13 protein-coding genes are annotated in these 11624 nt (G+C 66.0%); 9 read left to right on the forward strand and 4 right to left on the reverse strand.

The annotated features are described in order from the left end of the window. Positions 1-70: 70 nt before the first annotated feature. A complete protein-coding gene (locus JZZ72_RS11620; RefSeq protein ID WP_210014487.1) occupies positions 71-973 on the forward strand; it encodes a LysR family transcriptional regulator in 903 nt (300 codons plus the stop codon). Positions 974-998: 25 nt separating this feature from the next. Further along, complete coding sequence (locus tag JZZ72_RS11625; protein WP_043864420.1) at positions 999-1391, forward strand: lysozyme inhibitor LprI family protein; 393 nt, start codon at positions 999-1001, stop codon at positions 1389-1391. Between the two features lie 73 nt (positions 1392-1464). Here the strand turns inward: JZZ72_RS11625 and JZZ72_RS11630 are convergent, their stop codons facing one another. After that, positions 1465-2307, reverse strand: a complete 843-nt coding sequence (locus JZZ72_RS11630) for an alpha/beta fold hydrolase (RefSeq protein ID WP_058541389.1) — start codon at positions 2305-2307, stop codon at positions 1465-1467. Further along, positions 2304-3386: a sugar phosphate isomerase/epimerase family protein gene (locus tag JZZ72_RS11635; RefSeq protein ID WP_210014488.1), complete on the reverse strand. Its 1083-nt coding sequence runs from the start codon at positions 3384-3386 to the stop codon at positions 2304-2306. The genes JZZ72_RS11630 and JZZ72_RS11635 overlap by 4 nt, the downstream gene beginning before the upstream one ends. A 129-nt stretch (positions 3387-3515) precedes the next feature. Between JZZ72_RS11635 and JZZ72_RS11640 the strand changes: the two genes are divergently transcribed. Together JZZ72_RS11640 and JZZ72_RS11645 are read left to right on the forward strand one after the other, a co-directional pair. Next, complete coding sequence (locus JZZ72_RS11640; RefSeq protein WP_043864423.1) at positions 3516-4145, forward strand: TetR/AcrR family transcriptional regulator; 630 nt, start codon at positions 3516-3518, stop codon at positions 4143-4145. A 29-nt stretch (positions 4146-4174) separates the two neighbouring features. Beyond that, on the forward strand, positions 4175-4720 hold the full coding sequence (locus JZZ72_RS11645; RefSeq protein WP_054916305.1) for a sterol desaturase family protein: 546 nt from the start codon (positions 4175-4177) through the stop codon (positions 4718-4720). On the opposite strand, the gene JZZ72_RS11650 is transcribed toward JZZ72_RS11645, so the two are convergent. Then, entirely contained in the window at positions 4632-5555 is a 924-nt protein-coding gene (locus JZZ72_RS11650) for a DMT family transporter (protein WP_054916306.1), read from the reverse strand. The two genes, JZZ72_RS11645 and JZZ72_RS11650, sit on opposite strands and share 89 nt — an antisense overlap. A gap of 82 nt (positions 5556-5637) precedes the next feature. On the opposite strand from JZZ72_RS11650, the gene JZZ72_RS11655 reads away from it, so the two are divergent. From JZZ72_RS11655 to JZZ72_RS11675, 5 genes are all read left to right on the forward strand, one after another. Continuing rightward, complete coding sequence (locus tag JZZ72_RS11655) at positions 5638-6447, forward strand: AraC family transcriptional regulator (RefSeq protein WP_058541391.1); 810 nt, start codon at positions 5638-5640, stop codon at positions 6445-6447. Positions 6448-6517: 70 nt separating this feature from the next. Beyond that, positions 6518-7105, forward strand: a complete 588-nt coding sequence (locus JZZ72_RS11660; protein ID WP_043864427.1) for a hypothetical protein — start codon at positions 6518-6520, stop codon at positions 7103-7105. A gap of 67 nt (positions 7106-7172) precedes the next feature. Next, a complete protein-coding gene (locus JZZ72_RS11665; protein ID WP_043864428.1) occupies positions 7173-7691 on the forward strand; it encodes a sigma-70 family RNA polymerase sigma factor in 519 nt (172 codons plus the stop codon). After that, positions 7688-8662, forward strand: a complete 975-nt coding sequence (locus tag JZZ72_RS11670; protein WP_158255602.1) for a FecR domain-containing protein — start codon at positions 7688-7690, stop codon at positions 8660-8662. The genes JZZ72_RS11665 and JZZ72_RS11670 overlap by 4 nt, the downstream gene beginning before the upstream one ends. 89 nt (positions 8663-8751) lie before the next feature. Then, positions 8752-11154, forward strand: a complete 2403-nt coding sequence (locus tag JZZ72_RS11675) for a TonB-dependent siderophore receptor (RefSeq protein WP_210014489.1) — start codon at positions 8752-8754, stop codon at positions 11152-11154. Here the strand turns inward: JZZ72_RS11675 and JZZ72_RS11680 are convergent. Beyond that, the coding region (locus JZZ72_RS11680; RefSeq protein WP_236066261.1) for a hypothetical protein at positions 11132-11624 on the reverse strand (493 nt) is incomplete at its 5' end. The two genes, JZZ72_RS11675 and JZZ72_RS11680, sit on opposite strands and share 23 nt — an antisense overlap.

The following is an 11624-nucleotide window of genomic DNA, read 5'->3' on the forward strand; positions in this document are numbered from 1 at the left end:
GGCTTGGTACAGTCTTGGTTATCTGTTTCACTGATGGAAATTCGAATTGTGCACAGGGGCTATTCGCCACATGGATGATCTGCGCCGTATCGACCTCAACCTGCTGCTGACCCTGCATGCGCTGCTGGCCGAGCAGCACGTCTCGCGCGCGGCCTTGCGCCTGCACCGCAGCCAGCCGGCGGTGAGCCATGCGCTGGCGCAGTTGCGCGAGATCTTCCAGGACCCGCTGCTGGTGCGCCGTGCGGGCCGCCTGCAGCCCACGTTGCGTGCGCTGGAACTGGCGGTGCCGTTGCAGGATGCCCTGCAGCAACTGGATGCGCTGCTGGGCAGCCCCGGTTTCGAGCCGGCGCGGGCGCGGCGCAGCTTTCGCCTGGCGATGTCGGACTATGGCGCGCGGGTGGTGCTGCCGGGCCTGATGCGCTGCCTGCGCGAGACCGCACCGGGCATCGACCTGGTGGTCAGCCAGGGCAGCCGCGAGGCGATGCTCGGCCAGTTGCTCGATGGCGAGGTGGACCTGGCGCTGGGCGTATTCCCCACCCTGGCCGAGCCGTTGCAGGCCGCCACGCTGTTCGAGGAGGGGTTCGTGTGTGTGGCCGACCGCGCCACGCTGCCGGCCCGTGGCGGGCTGACATTGCCCGCCTGGCTGGCGCGCCCCCATGTGCTGGTGGCGATGCGGCCCGGGGCCGACAACGAGATCGACCAGGCCCTGGCGGCGCTGGGGCAGCAGCGCCGGGTGGTGCTGGCGTTGCCGCACTGGGCGGCGGCCAGCGACGTGCTGGTGGGTACCGACCTGGTGCTGACCGTGGCGCGGCGCAGCGTGCAGAACCTCAAGGCGCAGCGTGGGTTGCGCTATTTCGAGCCGCCGCTGGCGATTCGCGCGTTCGCCTTTCAGCAGGTGTGGCACGAGCGACGCAAAAAGGAAGCGGCGCACCATTGGTTGCGCGAGCAGGTCATGCGAGCCTGTGCGCCCTAGGCAGTCAGAACAGGAGAGGCAAGCCATGAGTATCAAGCGGATGATGGGGGTTGCGGTGCTGTCGCTGGCGGCAGTTGCGCCGCTGGCGCTGGCGCAGGACAAGACTTCGGCGGCCTACAAGGCCTGCATGGACACCGCGAACACCACGGTGAGCATGAACGAATGCAACAACGCCGAGATCGCCCGCCAGGACAAACGCCTGAACCAGGTCTACAAGAAGGCCATGGCCGCGTTTGGGCCGGTGCAGCAGGGCAAGCTCCGGGATGCGCAGCGGGCGTGGATCAAGTACATCGACAGCAACTGCGATTTCTACTTCACGCAGACCGGCGGCACCATGGATATCCTCAATGGCGGTGGCTGCCGCCTGCGCATGACCTCCGAACGCGCGGATGAGCTGGAGGCATTGCAGGCGCCTTGAACGCCCTACGCCGGCAATGGCACGCGCTCGATGACAGGCGCGCGCCTTGCTGGCGAAGGCCGCGCCGCAACCCTCAGCGCAGAAACGGCAGCAGGTGCCCGACAAACGCCTCGGGCGCCTCTTCGGTCACAAAGTGCCCGCAGCCCTCGATGATCGCGCCCTGCAACGTGGTGGCGCGCCCCTCCAGGGTTACCCGCGGCGCATCATTGGTTGCCAGTTGCGCCCCGATCGCCAGCACCGGCATGCCCAGTGGCACCTGCCCGCGCTGCTGGTTCTGGCGAATCGTTTCGGGTATCGCGCGGTAGTAGGCAAACCCGCCACGCAAGCCCCCCGGCGCCGAGTACGCCTGCACATAGGTATCCACCGCCACCCGATCCAGGCGCACAGCCCATTTCTCGAACATGAACCTCAGGTACTGCGCTTCGCGCCCGGTAATCAACGCCTCGGGCAGGTCCTGCAACTGGTTGAACATGAAGTGCCACAGGAAGATGTTCTGCTCCGGCGGCGCGAAGATCGACGGCGCCGGCGCCAGGCCCGGAATCACCGCTTCGCTCAGGCACAGCCGGTTCACCACCCCCGGAAAATCGCTGGCCAGGGCATACCCCACCCACATGCCCACATCGTGGCCCACCACGGCATAGCGTTCGTGCCCCAGTTGCCCCATCAGCGCGTGCAGGCGGGCGGCGCAGGTGCCGGTGTCGTAGCCGTCCAGCGGCTTGTCGGAAAGCCCCATGCCGGGAAGGTCCACGGCAATCGCCTGGTAACCGTTGTCGGCCAGGGCCGCCATGACGTGCCGCCAGGTGTACCAGGTCTGTGGCCAGCCGGGGATCAGCAGTACCGGTGCCCCTTCGCCCTGGGTGACGTAGTGCAGGCGCAGGCCGTGCACATGGGCGTAATGGTGAGTGTGCGTGCTCATCGTTGCAGCTCCCCGACAGGGTTGCCTTCAAGGCCGAGCATCCTGGCGATGACCGCCGGCGCCACCGGGGTACCGGCGAAGTCGTCGAACACCGTGTCGGTGACCTGGATGATGTGCCGGTTGATGAACGCCACCCCTTCACGTGCCCCATCGTGCTGGTTTTTCAGGCAGCACTCCCACTCCAGCGTGGCCCAGCCGCTGTAGTCGTATTCGGCCAGCTTGCTGAAGATGCCCTTGAAGTCGACCTGCCCGTCCCCCAGCGAACGGAAGCGTGCGGCGCGCTTGAGCCAGGGTTGATAACCGCCGAACAGGCCCTGCTTGCCGGTGGGCAGGAACTCGGCGTCCTTGACGTGGAACATGCGGATGTAGTCCCGGTAGTGGTCGATGAACGCCAGGTAGTCGAGTTGCTGCAGGATCAGGTGGCTGGGATCGAACAGCATCTTGCAGCGCGGGTGGTGACCGACGTGTTCGAGAAACAGCTCGAAGCTTGCGCCGTCGTGCAGGTCTTCGGCGGGGTGAATTTCGAAGCACAGGTTGATGCCCTGTTCGGCGCAGGTATCGAGCACCGGCAGCCAGCGCCTGGCCAACTCGGCGAAGGCTGTTTCAACAAGGCCGTCGGGGCGTTGCGGGAAGGGAAAGACGTACGGCCATGCCAGTGCACCGGAAAAAGTCCCCATGTCGCTCAGGCCCAGGCGCCGCGACGCGATGGCCGCGCAGGTGAGCTGGTGCACCGCCCAGGCACTGCGGGCAGCCGGGTCGCCCTGCAGGTGGGCCGGTGCAAAACTGTCGCACAAGGCGTCGTATGCCGGGTGTACCGCCACCAGCTGGCCAAAGAGATGCGTGGTCAGCTCACTGATCACCAGCCCGTGTTCGGCCAGCATGGCAGTGATGTCGTCGCAGTAGGCCTGGCTGCTTGCGGCTAGCTCGACATCGAACAGACGCTTGTCCCAGGCCGGTATCTGCAACGCCTTGAAGCCCATGTGCGCGGCCCATCGGGCGATGTTGGGCAGTGAGTCGAACGGTGCCTGGTCGGCACTGAATTGCGCCAGATGCAGGCTGGGGCCTTTCAACGTGATCATGTGGAACTCCTATTGTTTGTTGATCGACAAACAATAAGGATGCAGTCTGCGCGCCGTCAAGTATTCTTTGTCTTTCGACAAACAATTACGGATAATGCCGCCTTCATTCCTGGTTGGAGAACTATCGAGATGGCAGGCCGACCACGCCAGTTCGACCGTGAAGCCGCGTTGCGCACCGCCCGGGATGTGTTCTGGGCGCGCGGTTTCGAAGCCACGTCCATGAGCGACCTGGTGGCTGCGCTGGGTATCGCTTCGGCGCGCATCTATGCCGCGTTCGGCTCCAAGGAGCGCTTGTTCAAGGAGGCCATCGAGCTGTATGAGCGCGAAGAGGGCGCATTTTCGACCCAGGCGCTGAGCGAGCAACCCACGGCCTACCAGGCCATCGAGCGGCTGTTGCTCGATGCCGTCGACCTGTACACCCGCCCAGCGGGTCCACTGGGCTGCATGGTGGTGTCGGCAGCCACCAACTGCTCGGCCGACAACGACGCCGTGCGTGAATGGCTGGCCGACCACCGCCGCGAAAAAACCTTGTCGATCATTCAGCGCTTGCAGCAGGCGGCCGAGGCGGGCGAGTTGAAACCCGAGGTCGATGTGCAATCGCTGGGCGATTTTTTTGCCACGCTGCTGCATGGGTTGTCGGTGCAGGCCCGCGACGGGATCGCGCGTGAGCGCCTGCTCAAGGCAGTGGCGCCGGCCATGCAGATGCTGGCCCTGGCTACCGGTGGGCATGGACCATCGGCCGCCGATCAAATACCCTGACACCGTCATTTCCCAACCCCGTACCGACCATGATTGCCCACTTCGCGATTTTTCTCTGCACCCTGGTCGCCATGGAAGGTGTCGGTTATCTGGCGCACAGGTACGTGATGCACGGCTGGGGCTGGTTTCTGCATCGCTCGCACCACGAACCGCACCTGGGCACGCTTGAAACCAACGATATCTACCTGCTGATCCTGGCCCTGGCCGCGATCACCCTGATCGTGCTGGGCAATGCCGGCCACGACCCGTTGCAGTGGGTGGGCGCCGGGGTGGCGGGGTTCGGGCTGATCTACGTGTTGGTGCACGACGGCATCGTGCACCGCCACTGGCCCGCGCGCCCCAGGCCGCGCCACCCCTATCTGCGTCGGCTGTACCACGCACACCTGATGCACCACGCGGTGAAGGGGCGCAGGCACAGCGTGTCGTTCGGCTTCCTCTACGCACCGCCCCTGCATGTGCTCAGGCAGCAGCTGCGCGAGCGCCGTGTCAGGCCGGCTCGCTCAGCGCCGGGGCCTTGCTCGGCGGCTTTATCGAGCCAATGTACACCGCCAGCACCGTCACCAGCGCCCCGGTGATCTGCATGGCCGAACTGGCCTTGTCCAGAAACGCCACGTCGATGAAGTAGGTGATCACCGGCTCCAGCAGCAGGATCAGCCCTGCCAGCCCGAGGCTGATGGCACCAATCGAGCGGTTGACCAGCAACCAGCCGACGAACTGCACCAGCACGCCATAGATCACCAGCATGTAGAAGGTCTGCTGGTCGGCGATGGCCAGGCTCTCGCCCCGCAACAGCGCGTACCCCAGCATCACCCCGGCCGCCCACAGGCTCAGGTGCAGCATCTGCGCGATCTTGTCGCCGCCGCCCTGGGGCAGTTGGGTGGTGACTTTCAGGTAGTACACGCACACGGCATAGGCCAGCCCCGACAGCACGCCATAGACCACGCCCTGGATACCCAGCGCGCTGCCCATCTCCGGCAGCAGCAACAGGTACAGGCCGACGAAGGCCAGGCTGATCGAGGCGACGAAGTACAGCGACGGTTTCTCTTTGAGCAGGCACAGCCCGAGCAATGTCATGAAGAACACCTGGCAGTTGGTCAGGATCGAGCCGATGCCCGGCCCGACGATGTAGATGCTGTGGTGCCACAGGATCAGGTCGATGGCCAGGAACACGCCGGCCAGGGCGGTGTAGCGTCGAGCCCTGGGGTGGGCCAGGCGAGCAGGTTGCCTTCTCACCCGCAGCAGCAGGTAGAACAGCACCGAGGCGATCAGCATCCGGTAGAAACCCGCGCCCCCGGCGCCGATATGGGCGAAGGCCACCGCCAGCGCCGACAGGCTGAGCATCAGCCCGCCCAGTGTCAGCTCGACGATGGCCCGGTTGCTGGAGAGGGTGACCCCGTTGGATGACTGCATGGTTTTCTCTGGTCTGTTGCGAAGAAGTCGGGCAAATTTATCCACCCGCCCTGCGCGCGTATTGCACAAAACTGGACAGGCCATGGAGCAACAGGACTTCTCGCGCTTCTGGCGCGTCCCCGAAGGGGGCTGTGAATTGCTGGCGGCGCGCTACAGCGCACGGGCCTTCGGCCGCCATTCCCATGAGCGCTACGCGGTGGGGGTGATCGGTGCGGGCGTGGAGAAGCTCTTCTACCGTGGCACCCAGCACCTGGGCACCGCCGGCAGCATCGTCACCCTGACCCCGGGCGAGATGCACGACGGCGTGCCGGGCAGCGCCGAGGGTTGGAGCTACCGCATGCTCTACCTCGACCCGCAGTGGCTCAACCGTGCGGTGTTCGAAGGGCGTTTCGGCGACGGGCATATCCACCTGTTCCAGCAGGCGCTGACCCACGACATGGGCTTTGCCCAGGCCTTCCTGCACCAGCATCAGGTGATCGAGCAGTCGTGTTCGAGCCTTGAGCGCGAGAGCGTGCTGCTGCACCTGGTCAGCCAGCTGTTCGAGCGGTGCGGCGGGCCGCAGCCCCGGGCGGTGGCCGACGAACGCGAAGTGGTGCGACGGGTGCGGCAGATGCTCGACGAGCAGTACGCGCAGAACATCGCGCTGAACGACCTGGCGCAGTGGGTGGGGCTCGATCCGCTGTACCTGATACGGGTGTTCAAGAAGAGCGTGGGCGTATCGCCGCACAGCTATCAGATCCAGACGCGGGTGGCGCGGGTGCAGCAGTTGCTGCGCAGTGGCGTGGGCATCGCCGAGGCGTCGCTGCGTTGCGGGTTCTTCGACCAGAGCCACATGACCCGGGCCTTCAAGAAAGTGGTCGGCATCACCCCGGGCTGCTTCCAGCGCGGCTGACTCGTGCAGGAGCCGGCGTGCAGGAGCCGGCCTTGCCGGCGAGGCGCCTGGCCCCGACAATGTGTTCCCGATGGATGCTCCACCAAGGAAGGACTTCACCGTGCACCGTATCGCCACGCTGTTGTGCTTGCTGCTCACCCTGGGCGGCTGTACCGAATACAAATGGGGCCATGACTGGAAGCCCGACCGCCTGGGCGGCTGGCAGGACCACACCGACCCAAAGCTGCGCTACGGCGCGTCGCTGGGCGCCACCTGCAACGCCAGCCCGTTGTGGCTCAAGGTGGTGAATCACGGTCAGTCGACCTACCAGTCGCTGTTGTTCATTCCGTTGTTCCCTGACCGCACAGGCGGCGAGTACCCCCTGTGGATAACCGTCAACCATCCGGCCCTCAAGGCGTGCAGCTCATCGGCACCGAGCCCGCTGCGGGTGAAGATGGGCGATCAGGTGGTACAGGGCCTGCGCTTTCCCGAGCGGGCGCAGGAGGACGGCACCTGCGTGATCGAATTCGATGACGATCGCTACGCGGCCGATGAGATGTCGATCGAGATCGACCCGGCGGTGCTGCCTTGCACGATCGCCCCCGTGACCCTGAAAAAGGACCGCTACTTCTGCATTCGCAACATGCGCTGGGGCGGCTCGCCCAGTTGCCGCGAGTAGGGCACGGCTTGCAAATCCCAGGGCGAGGGATAAGAATGCGAACAATTACCATTAGTGTGCCTCTCGCATGTCCAACCCGCGCCCGTCCGCCCAGCACCCGTTGCACCTGCTGTACGCTGAACACCATCACTGGTTGCGCGGCTGGCTGGCCCGTCGGCTCAATTCCCACGCCGATGCCGCGGACCTCACCCACGACACCTTCCTGCGTACCCTGACTTCGCCGCACCTGGGCCAGTTGGACGAGCCGCGGGCGTTCCTGTGCATGGTCGCCAAGCGGGTGCTGTACACCTTCTGGCGTCGCGGCGAGCTGGAGCGCGCCTACCTTGAAGCGCTGGCCAACCTGCCCGAGCCGGTGGCGCCGTGCGAGGAAACCCTGGCGGTGCTGCGCGAGGCGCTGGAAGCGGTGGATGCCTTGCTGGCCGGGTTGCCGGCCAAGGTGCGCCATGCCTTTCTGCTCAACCGCCTGGAGGGCCTGACCCACCAGCAGATCGCCGACCAGATGCAGGTGTCGTTGAGCAGCGTCGAGCGCTGGGTGCGGCGCGCCGTGACCCATTGCTACCTGGCGCAACTGGGCGCGGGCACGTGAGCGGCCGCAGCCTGGCAGCGCTGACCCCGGCGGTGCGCGAAGCCATCGAATGGAGCGTGCGCCTGGGCTCGGGGGCGGCGACGGCAGCCGACCGCGACGCCTTCGAGCAGTGGCAGGCGCTGGACGCAAGCCATCGCCAGGCCTGGCAGGCGGTTACCCAGGCCACCCACACACCCTTGAACCCCTTGCTGGAAGTGCCCGGCAGCGCCAGTGCGGCCACCCGCGCCCTGCGCAGCAGCGGGTTGTCGCTGCAGCGGCGCCGGTTGCTGCGCGGCGGCAGCGTCTTGCTGCTGATGCTGGGCCTGCCGGCGTTGTTGACGGTACAACGGCGCATGCCGCTGGACGCCGTGTTCAGCGACCACTACAGCGGCACCGGCGAGCGCAGGCGCATTCAACTGGCCGACGGCAGCGTGCTGTTGCTCAATGCGCGCACCACCGTGGAGGTGGCGTTCAGTGCCGAAGCCCGGGTGATCCATCTGCGCCACGGCGAGCTGAACATCCAGGTGGCCCGCGACCCGCACCGCCCCCTCGAGGTGGTCACTGCGCAAGGCCGAGTGCGGGCCCTGGGCACGCGCTTCAGTGTCGCCACGCTGGATCAGCGCAGTGCCGTCAGCGTGCAGCAGCACAGCGTGCAGGTGCGTAACCGCGCCGGGCAGAGCATCGTGGTGGACAGCGGGCAGACCCTGCGCTTTGCCGACGATGCACTCTCACCCTTGGGCAATGAGCAAGGCCGCCTGGACGCCTGGATGGAAGGTCGCCTGGAGGTGGACGACGCGTCGCTGGGCAGCGTGATCGATGCCTTGCGCCCTTACCGCTACGGCGTGCTGCGGGTTTCCCCGGCGGCAGCGCAACTGCGCGTGTTCGGGGTGTTCCCGCTGGACGACAGCGACCGCGCCCTGCAATCGCTGGCGCAGGTGCTGCCGATCAGTGTCGAGGCGTTCGGGCCGATCACCCTGATCGACCTGCGCTGAAAAAACATTCCGCCAGGGTGAAGGCTTTTTTCGGCTCGCTGGACATAGCAGGAAACGCCCATTCACTTCCTGCGAGGAAAGCCCTTCACATGCGTCCCCAACTCCTGAGCCCCGCGCGCCTGGCACTGGCTGTCGCGGTTGCCGTTTCTGCCTGCTCCCTCGACCTGAACCGCGCCTGGGCGGACCCAGCCATGCAGCGCTATGCGTTGCCGGCGCAACCGCTGGACCAGGCCCTGCGCCAGATCGCCCGGCAAAGCGCCAGCACCCTGGTGGTGGACCCGGCGCTGCTGCGCGGGCGCCAGAGCGCGGCGGTGAACGGGCAACTGAGCGCCGAGGCAGCGGTGCGCCAGGCAGTGGCGGGCAGCGGCCTGCAACTGCGCGTGACCGACAACGGCACCCTGACCCTGGAGAAGGCCGACAGCAGTGATGCGCTGCAACTGGGTGCCACCAGCATCACCGGCAGTGCGCTGGGCGAGGTCACGGAAAACACTGGCTCCTACACCACCGCCAGCATGGCCACGGCCACCAAGTTCAAGGCCTCGGCCCGGGAAACTCCGCAGTCGGTGACCGTGGTCACCCGCCAGCGCATGGACGACCAGAACATGCAGACCCTGGACGACATCGCCAGCTACACGCCGGGGCTGACCCTGCGCAAGACCGGCGGCGAGCGCCCGCAGTTCTACTCGCGCGGTGCGGCCATCGACAACATCATGGTCGACGGCCTGCCCATCGCCTACGACAGCGACACCCTGGGCACCGCGACCCTGGCGATGTTCGACCGGGTGGAGGTGGTACGCGGGGCTTCCGGCCTGATGGTCGGCTCGGGCAACCCGTCGGGAACCCTCAACCTGGTGCGCAAGCGCCCCACGCTGGCGCCGCAGATCACCCTCACGGCAGCAGCCGGCAGCTGGGACAACTACCGTACCGAAATCGACGCCAGCAGCAGCCTCAATGATGCCGGTACCGTACGCGGGCGAGTGGTGGGCAGCTACCAGGACAAGAACAGCTTTACCGATGCCTACAGCAACCAGCGCCAGTTGCTGTACGGGATCACCGAATTCGACCTGTCGGACGCCACCACGCTGACCCTGGGCGGCTACTACAACCGCGAGGACAACCCCGGCGCGGACTGGAACGGCAGCCCGACCCATGCCGATGGCAGCTTCCTCGACATTTCCCGCTCGTCGCGCTTCAGCCCCGACTGGACCTACTGGGACAAGACCAACAAGAGCGTGTTCGCCGAGGTGGAACATCGCCTGGACAACGACTGGCGCCTGCGTCTGAGCGCCAGCTGGCTGAAGGCCAACCTGGAGATGCTGGGCAGCAGCTACTACCGGCTCGACCCGACCGCCGACGAGCTGCAACTGAACGTGGGGCGCTACTCCTACGAACATACGCAGAAGAGTGTCGATGGTTATGCCAGCGGGCCGTTCAGCCTGTTCGGGCGTACCCATGAACTGGTGGTGGGGGCGAGCTACCGCCGCGACGATACCGACGACGGCCCTGGCGGCGGCCCGGATGCGAGCTTCAACTATGTCGTGGACCCCAACAACTTCCACTACAAGGACGTGCCCCGGCCGGCCATCGACTACAACTGGTCGCGCAAGGGCAAGGTGGATCAGTCCAGTGCCTACACCGCCGTGCGCTTCAACCTGCGCGATGACCTGAAGCTGATCCTCGGCTCGCGCCTGGACTGGTATGAGTACCAGCAGCACACCGAGGTCGGGGCCTACGCCTTCGGCGCCGACTACAAGGCCACCCGCGAGGTCACCCCGTATGCGGGGCTGATCTATGACCTGAACGACACCTACTCGGTCTACACCAGCTGGACGCGCATCTTCAAGCCGCAGGAATACCAGAACAGCAGCGGTGGCCTGCTGGCGCCGGTAACCGGCACCAACTACGAGGCCGGGCTCAAGGCCGAGTACTTCGGTGGCGCGTTGAACGCCAGTTTCGCGCTGTTCCAGCTCGACCAGGAGAACCTGGCCAAGTCGTTGCCGGCAGGTGATTGCCCGACCATGGATGCCTGCTACGAGGCGGCCGGCGAAATTCGTACCCGCGGCCTGGAACTGGAGCTGGGCGGCGAACTGGCGCCGGGTTGGCAGGCGTCGGCCGGCTATACCTATGCGGCGGCCGAGTATGTGAAGGCGACCGGCTCGGCGCAGAAGGGTGACCGCTTCGACAGTGATTCGCCGTACAACCTGTTCAAGCTGGCGACCAGCTACCAGTTGCCGGGCGACCTCGATCAATGGAGCGTGGGCGGGGCCTTTCGCACCCAGAGCCGCACCTATACCAGCTACAGCGTGAAGCAGGGCGGGTACAGCGTGGTCGACCTGATGACCCAGTACCGCGTGACGCCGGCGGTGACGTTGCAGACCAACCTCAACAACGTGGCGGACAAGCGTTACTACCAGAGCATCAGCAACCCGGCCGGGGCCAACATCTTCGGCGAGCCGCGCAATGTGATGTTCACCGTGAAGTGGTCGTTGTGAAGTCGCTGAAGGCGCGGAACAGGCGGGTGCCCACGTAGCTGCGCAGGTGCGGGTGGCGGCTGCGGTGGTAGCAATCCCAGTAGCTGACCATGCGTGCGCGGGTCAGGCTGAAGTAGGCGGGGTTGTCGTTGAAGAAGCGGCCGTAGGCGCTGGCGTCCAGGGTCGGCAGGTTGGCCTCGCACAGCGCCAGCAGCTCGATCACGTATTCGCCGGTGAGCTGGAACACGAACGGGATGACCCACGTCTCTGGTGCCCGAATGATCTGCTGCAGGTAACGCTCGCGCACGTGGCCGTCGGGGTGGCGGGTGAGCAGGCAGGCGTGGATCAGTGACCGGGCTGTATCGGCAGCCGGCAGGTGAAGGCGGTAGGGCAGGGTCAGGGGTTCGTCGTCGAGGGTGACGGCGATGCCCTGGTCACCGTTGGGCAGGTCGAGGTGCCGGGCCAGGTCCTGGACTTCGCGGGCCAGGTGG

Origin of the sequence: Pseudomonas palmensis (assembly GCF_017848315.1) — a bacterium.
GTDB classification, from domain to species: domain Bacteria; phylum Pseudomonadota; class Gammaproteobacteria; order Pseudomonadales; family Pseudomonadaceae; genus Aquipseudomonas; species Aquipseudomonas palmensis.